The 15,643-nt window shown below is 68.7% G+C and carries 24 protein-coding genes and 3 pseudogenes; 10 read left to right on the top strand and 17 right to left on the bottom strand.

The annotated features are described in order from the left end of the window. Positions 1-122: 122 nt before the first annotated feature. Both ACHMWU_RS09075 and ACHMWU_RS09070 read right to left on the bottom strand, forming a co-directional pair. The gene (locus ACHMWU_RS09075; protein WP_396042927.1) at positions 123-512 is read right to left on the bottom strand and encodes a hypothetical protein; all 390 of its coding nucleotides are present in this window, start codon (positions 510-512) and stop codon (positions 123-125) included. Between the two features lie 30 nt (positions 513-542). Next, positions 543-629, bottom strand: a pseudogene (locus ACHMWU_RS09070) (TetR family transcriptional regulator); the annotation flags it as partial. Positions 630-876: 247 nt separating this feature from the next. On the opposite strand from ACHMWU_RS09070, the gene ACHMWU_RS09065 reads away from it, so the two are divergent. Beyond that, positions 877-1,344, top strand: coding sequence for an OsmC family protein (locus ACHMWU_RS09065; RefSeq protein ID WP_396042925.1), 468 nt, complete (start codon positions 877-879; stop codon positions 1,342-1,344). Here the strand turns inward: ACHMWU_RS09065 and ACHMWU_RS09060 are convergent. Together ACHMWU_RS09060 and ACHMWU_RS09055 are read right to left on the bottom strand one after the other, a co-directional pair. Then, the gene (locus ACHMWU_RS09060; protein WP_396043084.1) at positions 1,269-1,427 is read right to left on the bottom strand and encodes a hypothetical protein; all 159 of its coding nucleotides are present in this window, start codon (positions 1,425-1,427) and stop codon (positions 1,269-1,271) included. The genes ACHMWU_RS09065 and ACHMWU_RS09060 overlap by 76 nt on opposite strands. Then, a complete protein-coding gene (locus ACHMWU_RS09055) occupies positions 1,391-1,870 on the bottom strand; it encodes a hypothetical protein (protein WP_396042923.1) in 480 nt (159 codons plus the stop codon). The genes ACHMWU_RS09060 and ACHMWU_RS09055 overlap by 37 nt, the downstream gene beginning before the upstream one ends. A 94-nt stretch (positions 1,871-1,964) precedes the next feature. Between ACHMWU_RS09055 and ACHMWU_RS09050 the strand changes: the two genes are divergently transcribed. The 4 genes from ACHMWU_RS09050 to ACHMWU_RS09035 are packed head-to-tail and all read left to right on the top strand — an operon-like array spanning position 1,965 to position 4,922. After that, positions 1,965-2,381, top strand: coding sequence for a hypothetical protein (locus tag ACHMWU_RS09050; protein ID WP_396042921.1), 417 nt, complete (start codon positions 1,965-1,967; stop codon positions 2,379-2,381). A gap of 25 nt (positions 2,382-2,406) precedes the next feature. Next, positions 2,407-4,014 carry a hypothetical protein gene (locus ACHMWU_RS09045; protein ID WP_396042919.1) on the top strand — a complete coding sequence of 536 codons (1,608 nt, stop codon included), beginning with the start codon at positions 2,407-2,409 and terminating at the stop codon, positions 4,012-4,014. Further along, on the top strand, positions 3,911-4,480 hold the full coding sequence (locus ACHMWU_RS09040; RefSeq protein WP_396043055.1) for an enoyl-CoA hydratase-related protein: 570 nt from the start codon (positions 3,911-3,913) through the stop codon (positions 4,478-4,480). The genes ACHMWU_RS09045 and ACHMWU_RS09040 overlap by 104 nt, the downstream gene beginning before the upstream one ends. Continuing rightward, positions 4,464-4,922, top strand: a complete 459-nt coding sequence (locus ACHMWU_RS09035; RefSeq protein WP_396042917.1) for an enoyl-CoA hydratase-related protein — start codon at positions 4,464-4,466, stop codon at positions 4,920-4,922. The genes ACHMWU_RS09040 and ACHMWU_RS09035 overlap by 17 nt, the downstream gene beginning before the upstream one ends. Before the next feature lie 20 nt (positions 4,923-4,942). Here the strand turns inward: ACHMWU_RS09035 and ACHMWU_RS09030 are convergent, their stop codons facing one another. From ACHMWU_RS09030 to ACHMWU_RS09015, 4 genes and pseudogenes are all read right to left on the bottom strand, one after another. Beyond that, on the bottom strand, positions 4,943-5,167 hold the full coding sequence (locus tag ACHMWU_RS09030; protein ID WP_396043053.1) for a hypothetical protein: 225 nt from the start codon (positions 5,165-5,167) through the stop codon (positions 4,943-4,945). Positions 5,168-5,228: 61 nt separating this feature from the next. Then, positions 5,229-5,780 (bottom strand): annotated as a pseudogene (locus tag ACHMWU_RS09025) (MarR family transcriptional regulator); the annotation flags it as partial. Positions 5,781-5,802: 22 nt separating this feature from the next. Continuing rightward, positions 5,803-6,228: a hypothetical protein gene (locus ACHMWU_RS09020; protein ID WP_396042915.1), complete on the bottom strand. Its 426-nt coding sequence runs from the start codon at positions 6,226-6,228 to the stop codon at positions 5,803-5,805. A gap of 52 nt (positions 6,229-6,280) precedes the next feature. After that, positions 6,281-6,673 (bottom strand): hypothetical protein, encoded by a 393-nt coding sequence (locus ACHMWU_RS09015; protein ID WP_396042913.1) that lies wholly within the window; start codon positions 6,671-6,673, stop codon positions 6,281-6,283. A gap of 99 nt (positions 6,674-6,772) precedes the next feature. Between ACHMWU_RS09015 and ACHMWU_RS09010 the strand changes: the two genes are divergently transcribed. Then, entirely contained in the window at positions 6,773-7,324 is a 552-nt protein-coding gene (locus ACHMWU_RS09010; RefSeq protein WP_396042911.1) for a hypothetical protein, read from the top strand. After that, a complete protein-coding gene (locus tag ACHMWU_RS09005; RefSeq protein ID WP_396042909.1) occupies positions 7,266-7,823 on the top strand; it encodes a zinc-binding dehydrogenase in 558 nt (185 codons plus the stop codon). The genes ACHMWU_RS09010 and ACHMWU_RS09005 overlap by 59 nt, the downstream gene beginning before the upstream one ends. Here the strand turns inward: ACHMWU_RS09005 and ACHMWU_RS09000 are convergent. Further along, positions 7,809-8,665: pseudogene (locus ACHMWU_RS09000) on the bottom strand (SDR family oxidoreductase). The gene ACHMWU_RS09005 and the pseudogene ACHMWU_RS09000 sit on opposite strands and share 15 nt — an antisense overlap. Before the next feature lie 96 nt (positions 8,666-8,761). Between ACHMWU_RS09000 and ACHMWU_RS08995 the strand changes: the two are divergent. The 3 genes from ACHMWU_RS08995 (at position 8,762) to ACHMWU_RS08985 (ending at position 9,855) form a co-directional block, all read left to right on the top strand. Then, positions 8,762-9,079, top strand: coding sequence for a hypothetical protein (locus ACHMWU_RS08995; protein ID WP_396042907.1), 318 nt, complete (start codon positions 8,762-8,764; stop codon positions 9,077-9,079). Between the two features lie 63 nt (positions 9,080-9,142). Continuing rightward, on the top strand, positions 9,143-9,592 hold the full coding sequence (locus ACHMWU_RS08990) for a hypothetical protein (protein WP_396042905.1): 450 nt from the start codon (positions 9,143-9,145) through the stop codon (positions 9,590-9,592). A gap of 47 nt (positions 9,593-9,639) precedes the next feature. After that, positions 9,640-9,855, top strand: coding sequence for a hypothetical protein (locus ACHMWU_RS08985; protein WP_396042903.1), 216 nt, complete (start codon positions 9,640-9,642; stop codon positions 9,853-9,855). 18 nt (positions 9,856-9,873) lie between these two features. Here ACHMWU_RS08985 and ACHMWU_RS08980 read toward each other — a convergent pair whose 3' ends face one another. From ACHMWU_RS08980 to ACHMWU_RS08945, 8 genes are read right to left on the bottom strand one after another with little or no spacing between them, the layout of a single operon-like run. Next, a complete protein-coding gene (locus ACHMWU_RS08980; protein WP_396042901.1) occupies positions 9,874-10,770 on the bottom strand; it encodes an NAD-dependent epimerase/dehydratase family protein in 897 nt (298 codons plus the stop codon). Beyond that, entirely contained in the window at positions 10,706-11,218 is a 513-nt protein-coding gene (locus tag ACHMWU_RS08975) for an SCO1664 family protein (protein WP_396042899.1), read from the bottom strand. The genes ACHMWU_RS08980 and ACHMWU_RS08975 overlap by 65 nt, the downstream gene beginning before the upstream one ends. Beyond that, a complete protein-coding gene (locus ACHMWU_RS08970) occupies positions 11,187-12,074 on the bottom strand; it encodes a DUF3090 family protein (RefSeq protein ID WP_396042897.1) in 888 nt (295 codons plus the stop codon). The genes ACHMWU_RS08975 and ACHMWU_RS08970 overlap by 32 nt, the downstream gene beginning before the upstream one ends. A 9-nt stretch (positions 12,075-12,083) precedes the next feature. Next, on the bottom strand, positions 12,084-12,791 hold the full coding sequence (locus ACHMWU_RS08965; protein ID WP_396042895.1) for a histidine phosphatase family protein: 708 nt from the start codon (positions 12,789-12,791) through the stop codon (positions 12,084-12,086). Positions 12,792-12,823: 32 nt separating this feature from the next. Further along, complete coding sequence (locus ACHMWU_RS08960; RefSeq protein WP_396042893.1) at positions 12,824-13,177, bottom strand: hypothetical protein; 354 nt, start codon at positions 13,175-13,177, stop codon at positions 12,824-12,826. After that, complete coding sequence (locus tag ACHMWU_RS08955) at positions 13,174-13,299, bottom strand: hypothetical protein (protein ID WP_396042891.1); 126 nt, start codon at positions 13,297-13,299, stop codon at positions 13,174-13,176. Before ACHMWU_RS08955 ends, ACHMWU_RS08960 begins: the two co-directional genes overlap by 4 nt. A gap of 10 nt (positions 13,300-13,309) precedes the next feature. Then, complete coding sequence (locus tag ACHMWU_RS08950; RefSeq protein WP_396042889.1) at positions 13,310-14,944, bottom strand: alpha/beta fold hydrolase; 1,635 nt, start codon at positions 14,942-14,944, stop codon at positions 13,310-13,312. Further along, positions 14,941-15,636 (bottom strand): lysoplasmalogenase, encoded by a 696-nt coding sequence (locus ACHMWU_RS08945; RefSeq protein WP_396042887.1) that lies wholly within the window; start codon positions 15,634-15,636, stop codon positions 14,941-14,943. Before ACHMWU_RS08945 ends, ACHMWU_RS08950 begins: the two co-directional genes overlap by 4 nt. Positions 15,637-15,643: the final 7 nt, after the last annotated feature.

Raw genomic sequence — 15,643 nt, 5'->3', positions numbered from 1 at the left:
GATCACGATGCCGACAGGATGCGGGTAGTCACGTCGAGCGGGCCGAGGGGGTCAGTGACCGGGAGGTTCTTCGCCACGTTGGTCCTTATCGTTTATCGTAATTAACGACAAACGATAAACCTTCAAGACTCCGCTTGTATCGACCGATCATCGAGCGGGCACCCGCCACGAGCGCGGCGGCGACCTGATCGGGTGCCTGGCCGAGGTACCCCGCCACCATGGCGCCGTCGCGCAGCATCATAGGCTTGGTTGGCCTTGGCCGCAGGTTCGGTGACACCCAGCTTGTCGAGCAGCTCGACGATCTGGGTCGTGAGCCAGGCGCGGTGCTCGCGGATCACGGCCCGCCCGGGTGGTCGTCCTCTGGCAGCCGGCGGCCGCGTTGATGAACGGGCAACCGCGGAAGCCGGGGGAGCAGCTCGCCTCACCGATCGCGCCGGCGTACAGCGCAGGACGCCGGCCGGATCGTCGGCCAGCTCGGCGCGCTTGGCCGTGATGGCATCGCGCTCGCGCACCGCGTGCACCTGGAGGTAGGCCGCAATCAGGTCGCCCTTGGTGGGAAAGTGGCGATAGAAGGTGACTTTCGAGACGCCGGCCGTGCCGAGCAGCTTGTCGGCGCTGACCGCTCGGATGTCGGCGTAGTAGCGCTGTCGGCCGCGTCGAGGATGCGTTCGCGCGCTGGCTTCATCTCGATGACGGTCATGGTGGCGCTCCTGCTCTGTGGGGTTGATCCCCCGTGCAACGATGTAGACGTACTAGTCAGTCTACATGCCTTAGGGGTTCAGATGCCTGCTCAGATTCTCTACACCGCAGTTGCCACGTCCGACGGCGACGGCCGCAACGGTCACGTCCGTTCGAGCGACGGTCTCATCGACACCGATGTACGCACGCCGAAGGAGATGGGCGGCGCTGGCGGGGCGACCGACCCCGGAGCGGCTGTTCGCCGCCGGCTATGCCGCGTGCTTCCACTCGGCGCTCAAGGCCACCAGCAAGCAGCACGGCGTCGAGATCGTCAACTCGGCCGTCACCGCCGAAGTCGGTATCGGTCCCGACGATGCCGGCGGCTTCGGTCTGGCCATCACCCTCAACGTCGAGCGGCGGCGGCGTCTCGCAGGCCGATGCCGAAGGCTGTCAGGTCGCGCACCGGGTGCCCGTACTCGAATGCGACGCGCGGCAACATCGACGTCGTTCTCAACGTCGAGACTGCCTGATCCGCTGCTGGTTGCGTCATCGCTGTCGAGGGTCATAGCCCTCGATAGTGATGACGCTGATCAGGGCCAGGCGTCAGCGGGTGATCGTCCCAGCAGGACGGGGATCGCTCGGCGCCAGCGGTCGAGCAGCACCTGACGGGTGTCGCCGTCCTCGACCAGCAGGGTGGCCATCGTCGATCCAGTCAGCAGGTCGATCGTGAACTGGACGATCGTGGGCACGCGGGGTCGTCGTCGTCCGCCACAGTAGTGACGGCTCGGTGCACCGACTCGAACACCGTCCGCTCGACCGGAACGAGGGCCGCGCGCAGGTCGTCGTCGGTGCGGGCCGCGACCCACAGCCTCAGGACGGCCAAGAAGTTGGGGCTCTGCAGGTCGCGCCAGACCAGGTCGACTGCGGCGTCCCAGCCGGTAGCGCCGGGCGCTGCGCCGTCGGGAAGGACGTGCAGCCGTCGGGCCGCGACGTCCTCGACCGCCGCGACCAGCAGCCGGCGCGGGTCGGAAAATGATGGAGCAAGGTGCCGCGAGCGACACCGGCGCGTTCTCGATCCGCGAGATCGTCGTGGCGGCGTAGCCGATCTCGACCAGCAGCTCCACGGTCGCGCGTCGATGACGAGCGCCCGCGTCGTGGCGGAGCGCTCCTGCTGCGTGCGCCGTGCGGTCATGAGAGCCACGGTAGCCGGGATGTGGACGGTCTTGCCAGACCGGGTGGTGGAGGTCAGACTCAAAGTCGTCACAAACAGTCTGATCGTACGGAAAGTGATCCATGGCCTCCAGGAAGCATCGACGCGTCGCCCAGCTCAAGGGTTCGGTGGAGGCCGTCGCGGGTCTCTGCGCGGCTCCCGAGACCCGCAAGGCATTGCTGGGCTCCCTCGGTGCCGGACGTTCGCCGGCTCTCAGGCGCCCCAGGTCGACGTCGACCTGGCTGCACCCGCATGGATGGACGACTTCGGCCGGCGCAGCACGGCCGTGTCGAGCTGCCGCTGCCGGCATCGGCGCTGCTGCAGCTCGCGTGCGACTTCGAGCGAGCACCTGAGTGGTTCACCCTCCACTCGGCGTGGCGCGGCGGAGCAGCCCGGACAGCTCGGCAACGGCGACTCGTTCGCCCAGCAGATCCTGTTGATGGACATCCCCGCCGAGGTGCGGTGGACCGTCACAGAAGTCGCCCGCATCTAGCCTGTCGCTGCGAGGCACCGGCCCCATGGGCATCGTCCTCGGGCTGGCGGTCACCGTGGCACCTGCGTCAGCAGGCTCGGCGCTGCGCCTCGACGTGGGGGTCGACGGTGCGCCGCTGCGCGGACCGATCGGCGCGACCGTCATGCGCAGCATCGACGCGGCGCTGCAGGTGTCGGCTGACCGTCTCGCCGCGCTCGATGCCGGGACGCCCACCCGCCTGACCTGGACGGTCAGCGACGAACCCGTCCTGCACGAAGCGACCGGTCAGCTGCTCGACCCTCGCACCCCCGTCGTCGTCGGGGTCGGACAGATCGTCCAGCGCCAGCCCGACCCGCATCGCGATCCGGCGACGCTGGCAGCCGATGCGCTGCGTGCGGCCGCCGGAGACAGCGGGGTCGGCGAGGCCAGTCTGTGGGCCGCTGACGCGGTGTACGCGATTCCCAGCGCCTCGTGGACGTACCGTGACCAGGCTGCGCAGATCGCGCAGGCGGTGGGCGCGAGCCCGACCGAGCGGGTGCAGTCGACGCCGTACGGCGGGGACGGCGGCCTGCCTCGTCAACGAGGCCGCCGCGGCAATCGCCGACGGACGGTCGCGCATCGTGCTGGTCGCGGGCGCCGAAACGGGTTCGACGTTGGCTGCGCTGCAGAAGTCTGGCAGCACCCCGCAGTGGCCGGAGCAGGACGAGGATGCCGCGCCCGACCGGGTCGTCGGCGTCGACCGGGTCGCCAACCACGCCTGGAGACCGCGGTCGGGCTCGGTGCGCCGGTGTTCATGTACGCGCTGATCGAGTCGGCGGTACGTCGGCGCCGAGGCCACCAGGTCGCAGAGCACCAGCGGGAGATCTCGCAGCTGTGGTCGGGCCTGTCGCGTGTCGCGGCGACAAATCCGTACGCCTGGAGCCCGTCGGAGGTCGCTGCTGACGACCTGGCCGCAGCGTCACCGTCCAACCGCGCCATCAGCGAGCCCTACACCAAGCTGATGTGTGCCAACCTGCAGGTCGACCTCGCTGCGGGTGTCGTCGTGACGAGCGTCGCCGCTGCTCAGGCCGCTGGGGTCGCGCAGGACAAGTGGGTCTTCATCCATGCCGGGGCATCCGCACACGACGAGTGGTTCGTGGGCGAACGTGCCGACTTCTCGGTGTCACCGGCGATCCGGGCGGCTGGCCGGGCGGCGCTCGATCATGCCGGGAAGGAGATCGAGCAGGTCAAGCATGTCGACCTGTACTCGTGCTTCCCCTCAGCGGTGCAGATCGGCGCCGAGGCACTGGGCCTGCCGGTCGGCGACCCGGACCGTCCGCTGTCGGTGACCGGCGGTCTGACCTTTGCGGGCGGACCCGGCAACAACTACGGCGTGCACGCGGTGGCGTCGTTGATACCGATCCTGCGGGCGGATCCGACGAGCACGGGACTGTCGACGTCGCTCGGCTGGTACGCCACGAAGCACTCGATCGGGATCTACTCCCGCGCAGCCGCCGACGACTGCGTTCCGGCACCTTCGTCCCATGGTCGAGCGGCCAGCAGCCCGGCGCCTGCTGCGGTCGTACGACGGCGACGTCGTGATCGAGGCCAGCACGGTGCCCTACGACCGAGACGGTGCACCCGAGGCCGTCGTGCTGAGCACCCTGACACCTGACGGGGATCGCGTGCTGGTGCGCACCGATGATCCCCAGGTGCTTGCGTTGGCGCTCGACGGTGATCCGCTTGGGCGCACTGTGCGACTGGCAACCGGGACGGTCAGGCTCGTGCGCGGCAAGGCGGCCGAGCTGCTACCCCCGGAGACGGCGCCGGTGCGCAGTGAACGTCGCGGCGCCCTCGCGCTGGTGACGCTCGACCGGCCTGAGGTCCGCAACGCGATCGACGGACGAACTGCTGCTGCACTGGAGCAAGCCATCGACGACGCCGAGGCGGACGATCGGGTGCGCGTCATCGTGCTGACCGGGGCCGGAGGGACCTTCTGTGCAGGCATGGACCTGAAGGCGGCGGCACGAGGGCGGCTTGCCCGTCTCCGAGCGACGTGGCCCCTTGGGGTTGACGGGGCGACCGCCGACCAAGCCGTTGATCGTCGCGGTCGAAGGCAGCGCCTTGGCTGGCGGATGTGAGCTGGCCCTCGCGGCCGACCTGATCGTGTCGGCCGACGATGCACTGTTCGGCATCCCTGAGGTCAAGCGGGGACTGATCGCCGCCGCAGGGGGCGTCATGCGGCTCCGCGACCGTCTGCCCCGCAACATAGCGATGGAGCTGGCCCTGGTCGGCGATCCGTTGCCGGCCGGCCGTCTGGCCGAGCTTGGTCTGATCAACCGGGTGACCAGGCCGGGTGAAGCGCTCACGGTCGCCCTCGATCTTGCCGGTCAGATTGCCGCCAACGCACCGTTGAGCGTCGCCGTGGGCAAGCAGATGGTCGACGAGTCGACGTCGTGGGAGCCCGCCAGCGCGTTCGAGCAGCAGAGCATCCTCGCGTCACCGGTCATCATGTCTGACGACGCACGCGAAGGCGTCGCGGCCTTCGCCGAAGGACGCGAACCGATCTGGTCAGGACGCTGACGGCACCCCGGACAGCACCTCTAGGGACGCTGGCCGCCCGTGGGGTTCGGAAACGCCACGGCACCAGTCGCCACGATGCTCCGGGCGAGCGCGCGCAGCGGCTCCTCGACCGTGATGCCGCGGGCGGTCGCCTCCCGGTCGATGCCGGCCGCGCAGACCCGGTCGGTGGTGTCCTCGATCTGGTCGCGGGCCGCCTTGCCGGTCGGCGTGATGGCGCCGGAAGGGTCGACCCAGCCGCGAGTCACGCAGCCGTCGGTGGCGGTCTGCCACTCGTCCTCGGTCCAGCCCCCGCAGCTGACGCTGGTCGGTCTTGACGTAGCCAGCCGCTGCCGCGAGCACGTTCGAGGAGACGCCGTTGAGCCCCGCCGCCGTGAGGATCGCGAGGTGGCAGTCGCCGCGGTACTCGCGGATCACGGTCGCGGAGTGCCACAGCTGGCCGAGCGGATCTTCGGGGACCGGGACGCTGAAGTGCGCGGCGGCCAACGGCTTGCCGGCGAAGTCGAGGCCACCGGTCAGCAGCGTGAGCTCACGGGCGATCGCGGCGACGTCATGACCTTCGACGCCGGGCGCGATCGTCGACCGGGCCAGGTCGTACCGCGTCGTGAGGATGGCAGCCGGTGTTGCCCGCTCCCACGCAGAGGGTAGAGCGCGCTCGATGATGGCCGGCGAGAAGCCGTGGAACAGCGCCGTCACGACGGGGGCCGACGGCGTGCCGAGTGCGGCCGAACGTGAAGCGGTGTAGCCCATCCAGTAGCCCTTGAGGCCGATCGCCTCGTACGCGCTCTTGGCGTCCGCGGCGAAGTAGACGGGAACGTGGACGGTCTCGATTGCGCGCCAGAAGGCTCTGCTCAGCGTCATGGCCCCAGTCTTGCCCATCGGCTCACAGCGTGCGCGTCTGCCTGCGCAGGTGCTTGAGAGTCCGCTTGCGGATGCGGTGGGTCGAGCGCAGCCGCCACTGCCAGCTGCCGTCCTCCCACCGCACTTCGTGCGTGAAGTCGTCCGGCTCGTCCCATGGCTCGGTGCTGGGCAGTCGGCGTCCCAGGGAGAACCATGCGGCATCGGAGAATCCGCCCTCGAAAGCGCCGGAATCCTGGTCGACCTCGTGGAATTCAGGCTTGAGGTGGACGCGCAGTCGGCCGTCCAGCCCCGACTTGCGGAGCCACTTCTTTTCTCGCCTGGACGCGGCGTCGTGCGGCTCCTCGTCGTAGCTGCCGTAAGACTGGCTGGAGATCGTCGTTCCTTCCCACGTGAAGAGCTCGTCGTCCAGCTTGGTGCCGAACTCGATCTCGAGCCACTCCTGGAGCACCCCGAAGTCACGACTCTCGGCCTTCGCTGCATTCCGGTCGCAGCGTCGATCGTCAGAACGAGAGGTGACGGATGGTCTTCAGAAGGGGCGAGCTCGATCTCCCAGCACGGTCGCCCCAACAAGGTGGTGGCGCGGGCGGGACCCGTCGGCCGAGTGAAAGCGAAGTTGTCGCCCTGCCAATCGCTGGCTCGCGACGTTCGATTGCGTGTGCGTAGTCGAAGCGGCCGTGCGCCACGTCGAAGGCGCTCCAGGCGGGCTGGTCGAGCCCGGTCGCCTGGTTGTACGTGCTGAGGTGCCGGCGGATCTCCAGGAGCTCGCCGTCGAGATCCTCGACCCGGTACTCCCCGAAGCGCTTGAACACGCGGACGGTGCTGCGCTGCTCTGGCGGATCGGTGATCCGCAGGAGGCCCGTGAACGGCCCTTCCTCGACCTCCCCGAAGGCCATCGACAGCAGCAACGCAGGCCAGGTGGGTGGGGGAGGGGGTCGTCATGGTCGAAGTGTCTCAGCCTGACGGGGTCGGCGGTGGTGGTTAGTGTTCAAGACATGACCTCTGCGACTCAGAACACCCGCATCCTGCTGGCCTCGCGTCCCGACGGTGAGCCGACCGCCGAGAACTTCCGCCTCGAGACGGTCCCGTTGCCCGAGCCCGGCGAGGGTGAGGTGCTGCTCCGCACGATCTACCTGTCGCTCGATCCGTACATGCGCGGACGCATGAGTGCGGCCAGGTCGTACGCGGCGCCCGTCGAGGTGGGATCGGTCATGGAGGGCGGCACGGTCGCCGAGGTCGTGGAGTCGCGCGATCCCTCGTTGGCAGTGGGCGACATCGTGCTGGCGCACCTGGGCTGGCAGTCGTACGGCGTCGCGCCAGCCGCGCACGTCCGTCGGCTCGATCCCGGCTCGCGCGCCGATCTCGACGGCCGTCGGCGTGCTCGGCATGCCCGGGTTCACCGCCTACGCGGGTCTCGCCGAGATCGGCAAGCCCCAGGTCGGCGAGACCGTCGTGGTGGCGGCCGCTGCCGGCCCGGTGGGCTCGGCGGTGGGGCAGATCGCCCGCATCAAGGGTGCTCGGGCGGTCGGCATCGCCGGCGGTCCTGAGAAGGTCGCCTACCTCGAAGAGATCGGGTTCGACGTTGCGCTCGATCACCGCTCGCCGACCTTCGCCGCTGACCTCAAGGCTGCGGCGCCAGATGGCATCGACGTCTACTTCGAGAACGTCGGCGGTCATGTGTGGGATGCCGTGATGCCCTTGCTCAACGACTTCGCGCGGGTACCCGTCTGCGGTCTCGTCGCTCACTACAACGACACCGAGCTGCCGCCCGGCCCCGACCGTCTGTCGCGTCTCATGAGCCTGATCCTGACCCGCCGTCTCACGGTGCGGGGCTTCATCCAGAACGAGTTCGCGAAAGCCCACTACAAGGACTTCCAGCGGAGGCCGCCGGCTGGATCGCCGAGGGATCGCTGCAGTACAAGGAAGACGTCGTCGTCGGCCTCGAGAACGCCCCGGAGGCGTTCTTCGGCCTGCTGCGCGGCGCCAACTTCGGCAAAGCTTCCTGGTGCAGGTGGGCGACGATCCGACGCGTTAGGACGTGCCTGAGGTGTCTTGGTCGACCTTGCTCAAGATCCGGTCGAACCTGCGGTTGAGCCCACGCATCACGCGCGCGTACGCCCACGGCGCATATCGCTGCAGGTAGTGCCCGGCGCGGATGTCGGGAGACGTGAAGACGAGGTACTTGCCTTTCTCGACACCTCTGATGATCGACGTCGCCGCGCTCTCGGGAGTGACGGCGTGCCGTTCGAACTCTGCGATGATCCGGACGATCTCGGGTGCTCGCGGGGACGCCGACGATCGTGACGGTGCCGACCAGCGGCGTCCGGACGGCTCCGGGCAGACCAGCGTGACGCCGATGCCATGCTGCTCGAGGTCGAAGCGCAGCACCTCGCTGACGCCGCGCAGGCCGAACTTCGCGGCGCTGTAGGGGGCGTGCAGCGGCAGCCCGAACAGTCCGGCCGCTGAGGAGACGTTGACGACGTGACCGCCGTTCCCGCCAGCGATCATCGCGGGACGAACGCCGACATGATGTGGATGGGGCCCATGAGGTCGATCTCCACGCAGTCGCGCCAGTGCTTGGACGACAGGTCTTGGATGCGCCCCCACGTCGAGATGCCGGCGACATTCATGACGACGTCGACCGGCCCCAGCTCCAGCGTCCGGTGCGCAAAGGCCATGACGGCGTCCTCGTCGCTGATGTCGAACGCTTCGTGGTGGACGACGCTGTCGGCGACCAGGGCGACTGTCTCCACGAGCCCCTGGTGGTTGACGTCGGTCAGCACGAGTCGGGCACCTTTCGCGGCGGCCTGGACTGCGACGGCGCGGCCGATTCCACTGCCTGCTCCGGTGATGAGGGTCGTGCGTGCGGTGAGTCTCGTCCTGGTCATGACCGTCCCGTCGTCGGTGAACTGGGACGATCGTACCGGTTAATGCTCCGGTGTGTTGGGCACAACCTGTCGGCGGGGCCGACTAGCGTTCACGACATGAGAGCCAACAAGTTTGCCGGCGACTGTTCCGAGTGCGGCGTGCTCGTCATGATCGGAGCCGGTCGGCTGATCGGTTTTCCCGGACGGTGGCGCACGATCTGCGCCGGCTGCTCGCCCACTCCGCCGCCACGAGGAGACCACGCCGGCTGGCATCATGCTGGCCTCGCCTCGCTCGACTTCGAGACGACCGGCATCGACCCGCTGACCGACCGGGTGCCAGCTTCGCTCTGCTGGGCGATCGCGGGCACGACATCTGCGGGCTCATCGATCCCGGCGTCGAGATCCCGGCTGCCGCAGCTGCTGTGCACGGGCTGACCGCCGAGGCGCTGGCCGGGGCCCCCGCCCCCGAAGAGGCGATCGCTCGCATCGTCGCCTGGGGTGCACGACCTCATCGACCGCCAGATCGGGCTGGTCGTCTTCAACGCGGCCTACGACCTGACGATGCTGCGCGCCGAGGCGACCCGATGGGGCATCGACCAGCCCGACTGGGATCGCCTGCTCGTCGTCGACCCGTTCGTGATCGACTGGGGCATCGAGCGCGGCGGGCTCGGTCCCCGTCGGCTCAGCGACGTCGCGGCGTACTACGGCGTCGTGCTCGACAACGCCCACGACGCAGCTGCTGATGCCCGGGCCGCCCGCGACATCGCCTACGAGATCGGCAAGCGTCATCCGGGCATTGCGGCCGGCGACCTCCGCGACCTGATGGTCAGCCAGGTCGCCTGGTACGCGGCGCGCGCCGAAGACTGGAACGCCTACGCCATCAAGGTCGATCGTCCGCTCGACGACCCGGCCGGCTGGCCGCTGCAGAGTCCCGCGTTCGCTGTCTGAGCTGGCCGGTTGCAGGTAGAGTCCGGGCTACACGACAGGGGCAAGCCATGTTGCTCATCATCATCTTCACGACCTTGGCCGTTCTAGGGGCTGCCGCGTTCTGGACGCTTCGCAGGCGAGGTCTCGCCGCCCCACGACTCGATCAGCTGTCCCGCGAAGATCAAGTGGCCCTCCTGCGCAACCAGCAAGGCCAAGATGCGCTGCGTGGCTCCCGTGACGGATGGAGGGTCTCGGTGCCGGCAGAGGCATCGGAAGCGGAATGACCGGATGGGGCCCCTGAGTCAGGTCGTGACGTGCTCGGCGTAGCCCTCACGGTACGTCGGGAACTCCGGCACCCAGCCCGTCGCGCGCAGGCGAGCATTCGACAGGCGCTTGCCGTGGCCTTGCGCCGGATCGGCGTCCGACTCCGATGACGTCAGGTAGGCGGCGACGTCGCCCAGCAGTGCGGGCTCGTCGTCGTTGCCGACGTAGAGGTCGGCAGGTGCCTCGTCGCGGGTCAGCAGGTGCACGACGGCAGCCGACGCGTCGGAACGGTGGATGCGGTTGGTCCACCGGTTCGGGTCACCGATCTGACCGGTGTGCGCCTGACCCAGGAGGCGCGGCTCGCCCCGTCCGTACAGGCCAGACAACCTGAGCACCGTGCCACCGGGCACCCGCTCGGCAAACAGGCGCTCGGCCTCCTGCAGCATCTGGGCCGGCCCGTCGACGGGTCCGGGCACGGTCGACTCGTCGAGCAGCTCGTCAGCAGGCAGGTCGCCGTACACGCCGGTCGAAGAGACCAGCACTGCCCTGCTCGGTGAGTGCCCGGCAGCGTCGATCGCGTCGAGCGCCCGACGCATGCCGTCGACGTACGTCGCGCGGTAGGACTCCTCGGTGCGCGGCCACGCGGTCAGCGCAATGACCAAGAGCTGCAGGTCCATGGCTGGCAGGACGGGAGCCTCGCGAGTCAGGTCGGCGGCCACACCGACCAGCGGGGCGGGAACCAGGTCGGCGTTGCGGCGCACGGCCACGACGCCGTGACCGAGCGCGTCGAGGCGTAGACCGATGTCGGCGCCGAGATCGCCGCAACCGATGAGCAGGGTGTCGGGGAAGCTGGGTGTCAGGAAAGCTGAGTCAAAAGGGAGGCCAAGGGATAGCGGGCATCTCGCCGCGCGGCGACGGAAACTCTGGGTGGGCAAGAAGGACGGTGCAGCGTTCGGCCAGCGCGACGATCTCGGCTTGGGTCAGCAGTCCGGTCAGCGAGTCGCCGAGGTCGGAGAACAGGCCCGACCGAACGCGTTCGATCCCCGCCAGCTCGAGCTCGGTCAACGGTTCACCGAGCCAGCCCCACAGTACCGTCCGGAGCTTGCGCTCGACGTGGAACGTGAGACCGTGGTCGACACCGAAGCGATGACCGTCGGGCATCGCCAGGACGTGGCCGCCCTTGCGATCAGCGTTGTTGCAGACGAGGTCGAACACCGCCATCTGACGCAGGACGGTGGTGTCCTCGTGGATCAGGGAGACCTGACGGTCCTGGTCGTCATAGCCGTCGAAGACGTGTCGCCAGCCCGAGGTGGGCAGCTGACCGGCGAGCACCAGGTCGACAGCGTTCTGGTCAGGATCGACGTCCTGCCACAGCCGCAGCATGCCGGGGGCCCATCGGGCCGTCACGCAGCCACGTGCGCGGGACGACGTCCCAGCCAAGGACCTCGGAGACGAGATATGCGGCGACCTCGCGGTGGGCGAGATTGCCGTCGGGGAAGTCCCACAGCGGCTGCTCGCCCGCGACGGGCTTGTACACGACCGTGACGTCGCCGATCGTGCCCACGAACGTGGCGTTGCTGGCCGACATGATGCGGCCTTCCAGCACGATGTCACCCGTGAGCAGATCGTGCTCCGGATCGTGTCGTGTGGTCAACGGAATCCGTCGGGGGAGCTCGCAGACGTGATCGTCTGAGTCCATCGGGAGCCGGCACAACGGGCAGAGCGGACGTCCGGCACCGACGACCTCGCGGGTGCGCTTGGCGAATGCCCTGGCCGTGCCGACCGGGATGCGGATGACCAGGACCTCGGGCGGCTCGACCTCGAGATCGATCTCCATCTGGTCGAGGTCCTCGATCTGGTCGAGATCATCGACCTCGACCTCGATCTCGATGATCGGGAAGGCTTCGATGACGAGCTGTGAGGTCGTGGGATCCCAGCCGAGCGTCATGGTGCCCGCCCGGAACTCCTCCTCGACGGGCTGCTCCAGCGGGTCGTTGTCGACGAGCCCCTCCGGCGTGATGGCCGGGACGCTGAACGGATTGCCCTCCACCGCCATCAGCTCGTCGAGGACCTCCTCGACCCGTTCGGCGAGGGCGGCTGACTGCTGCTTCTCGAGCGAGACGCTGATCAGCTTCGAGCCGGCGCGAGCCTGCAGGTAGAACGTGCGGTCCCCAGGCTGGCCGACTGTGCCGACGACGAAGCGGTCGGGCCAGTCGAAGCCGTGGACGATTTGAGGCATGTGGCCATATTAGGAGGGAGCGGAAGCGTGCGCCCCGTGACCTGCTCCGCCGCCGACAGCAGCGTCCTCATCGGCAGGCGTTGCGCGCATCCACGACAGGTCGCCCGCGTCGGTGTTGGTGGCGATGACCTGGGGGCGGGCAGCGCCGTATCGCACGATCGAGACCGACGCAGGATTGACGTGGATCCGTTGGAACAGGTCGAGGTGCATGCCGAGCGCGTCGGCGAGGATCGACTTGATGATGTCGCCGTGGCTGACCGCGACCCAGACGGCGCCCGGCCCGTGCTGGGCCTCGAAGGCTGCGTCGTGGCGTCGGATCGCCTCGACCGATCGGGACTGCATCGTCAGCATCGACTCGCCCCCGGGAAAGGCTGCCGCCGAGGGCTGGTTCTGCACGACCGGCCAGAGATCCTCCTTGGCCAGGTCGCCGAGCTTGGCGCCCTGCCAGTCGCCGTAGTCGCACTCGGTGATGCCGTCCTCGACAGGAGTGACCGGACGGCCGTCCTGGCGCTCGAGGATCACCGCAGCGGTCTGCTGGCATCGTTCCAGCGGGCTGGAGACGACGCCGACCAGCGGCACGACGGCAAGCCGTTCGGCGGTGCGTTGGGCCTGCTCGCGGCCGACGTCGTCGAGCGTGACGCCGGGGGTGCGTCCAGCGAGGATGCCGCTGGCGTTCGCGGTCGTGCGTCCGTGTCGCACCAGGATGACTGTGGCCATGTCTGCGAGCCTAGAGGCAGCCAGGGGAGCGTTCAGCCCTGGGCGTTCAGAATGGCCGCAACTGCGGGACGCACTCCCGCCGGGACGTTCGACTTCGGTGGATAGGCCGCCAGGAACTCATACCCCTGCTCTTGGACGACGGCGGAGAGGTTGGCGAACAAGGCGTTGACTGCATCGGCAGTGCGGCCGGTCTGGTCGACGACCTCGGCGACGGCTTCGCGGCGGTGCACGGGGCGCCCTTCATGGTCGGCCCGCAGCAGCGAGATGTACGCCCTCGCTGCGATGCTGATCTCGTCGTCGGTCCAGCGTCCTGACCGGTTCGCCTTCCGGTCGCTCGGCAGGGTCCAGCCGTCGTCGGTCGCGACGAGGTCTCCGGCCTGGATCATGGCGTCGGCCGCGGAGCGCAGCCGTCCTGCCAGAGGTCGAGCAGGTCGCTGTCGGCGGCCGCGCCGCCGCGGGCGGTCAGCTGTTCGAGGAGCCAGGTGCGTGCGGTGGTCGAGTTGGCCATGGAGATAGATCTATCCCACGCGGGCGATGATGGCGTCCGCGAGGGCCTGGGGAGCCTGCTCGGGGATCCAGTGACCGATGTCCTCCAGCACGACGAAACGGTAGTCGGCATCGACGAACCCGCCGCACGCCTCGGCGCCGGCACGTCCGATCGCCTGGTCGAGCTCGCCCCACACATACGTCGTCGGCACCTGGGTCCGCGGTGTGTCGGCCAGCGCGGGTCCCATCGCCCGGTACCAGTTGAGCGCCGCCGTCAGCGCGCCCTCATCGGCAAAGTGCGCGACGTACCGCACGACCATGCCGATCGGCACCGCGTCGCCGTACATCGCGGTCAGCCGTCGCGCGGCGTCGGCGAGCAACAGGTCCTCGGCCTTGCCGGGCTCGCGGAACAGCTGGATGTACGACGCACGCTGCTGCTGGTCAGCGTCATCGCGCAGGGCCGCGTTGTACGCCGTCAGGTGCGGCACCGACACCGCGGTGAGGGTGCTGACCCGGTCGGGATGGGTCCCGGCGACGAGCCAGGCAACTGCTGCGCCCCAGTCGTGGCCGACGAGGTGGAACGTGTCGAGGCCCATCGAGTCGGCGATGTCGATGACGTCTTGGGCCAGCAGCTCGGTGCGGTACGCGTCGACGTCTTCTGGGCGGGCGCGGGGCGAGTATCCGCGCTGGTCGGGGGCGATGACCCGGAGGCCCGCATTCGTCAGGCGGTGGGCGACGCTCGACCACGACAACGAGGTCTGCGGGAAGCCGTGCAGCAGGATGACCGGTGCGCCGTCCTCAGGTCCGGCGGTCCTCACGTCGAAGGTCAGGTCACCGACGGTGACCGGTTGGCTGGACTCGAAGCCATGATGATCCTCTGTGCTCGTGTGGACGGCTCTCATTCGAATGTATCCCCGAGGCGGGCAACGGCCTCCCGGTCGAGGACAGCGGCCGTCTGCGGATCGGGTGCCGAACCGCCCCGGTCGTGCGGCAGCCACCAACGATCGCCGTCGTCGCGTGGACGTTCTGGGTAAGCTGTCGATGGCCTCGGCCAGCAGCGCCTCCATCACGTCGTGGAGGCGCGTCGACAGCTCGTCGACCGTTTCGCCGACCTTCGCCAGCAGCGGTTCGCCGACGATGATCGTGACCGGGATCCGGCGGCGCAGCGACCGGTGGCCGTCGACCGTGAAGACGCGGTGTCCGCCCCAGACGACGACCGGCACCAACGGGACCCGACGGTTGACGGCTAGACCGGCGGCGCCGCGCTTGAACGGCTTGAGCAGCCAGGAACGGCTGATCGTGGCTTCGGGAAACACGCCGACAAGCTCGCCGGCGTCCAGCAGCCGAAGTCCCTGGCGGTAAGCCCGTGCTCCTGAGCGTCGGTCGACCGGGACGTGGTGCATCGCACGCACGAGCCGTCCGACCACGGGGATGTCGAAGACCTGAGACTTGGTCATGAAGCGGATCAGCCGCTTGCGGTCACGTGCGGCGTAGCCGATGAACGTGAAGTCGAGGAAGCCGATGTGGTTGCCGGCGATCACGGCAGCACCAGAGTCGGGGATGTGTTGGGCGCCCCGGACGTCGAACCGGTAGCCCATGACCCGGAAGACCGCCCCGAAGAGTCGTATCGCCAGGCGGTAGGTCCGATCGCGGCCAGGTACGGTCACTGGGGCAGGCGAGGCCAGCAGTCGGTGCGCACGGTCGGGTCGAAGCCCGGGCCGGCGGCGATCGTGCGCTTCTCGCGGAACACGATCGCCGTGGTCAGGAAGAAGATCGCCAGGATGTAGAGCACCATGATGGCGAGCGAGGTGCCGACGCCGTCACCGATTCGGCCCGCCTCGTTGAGGGCGATGATGCCGTCGGAGACCAGGAACATGATGCCGCCGATACCTGCACGGACGTCGGTGGCGAGCGCCGTCGAGGCGGTGCCGAGCAGCAGCAGGGCGTAGACCGGGACGAGCGGCTTGAGACCGGGTTCGAGTCCGCCCCACGCCCAGGCGATCAGCCCGATGCCTGCGGCGAGGCCGATCACGATGATCCAGGGCTGGCGCTTGAGCCGGTCGAGGGCGCCGCGCTGCACGAAGAACGTGATGAAGCAGATGTGCGCGATCGCGAAAGCGGCCATGCCTGCGGTGAACAGGTCTTCGAACTCCAGGAAGAGATCACCGAAGAAGCAGCCGACGAGTGCCGCGACGAGCAGCTTGGGTCCGCGCTGCTCGATGACCCAGGCGATCAGCAGAGGAGCCAGGAAACACTTCGAGATGCTCTGGTACGGCTGCACGTCGACGCCGATCAAGACCAGGTGGACAACAGCAACGATCCCGAACGCAGCAAGCCAAGGACTCTTCACGGCAGACATGCCAGTC

This window comes from Aeromicrobium sp. UC242_57, from assembly GCF_044452305.1.
Lineage (GTDB): Bacteria > Actinomycetota > Actinomycetes > Propionibacteriales > Nocardioidaceae > Aeromicrobium.
Note: the sequence above shows the minus strand (reverse complement) of the source record. Positions and strands in the feature narration are given on the sequence as shown.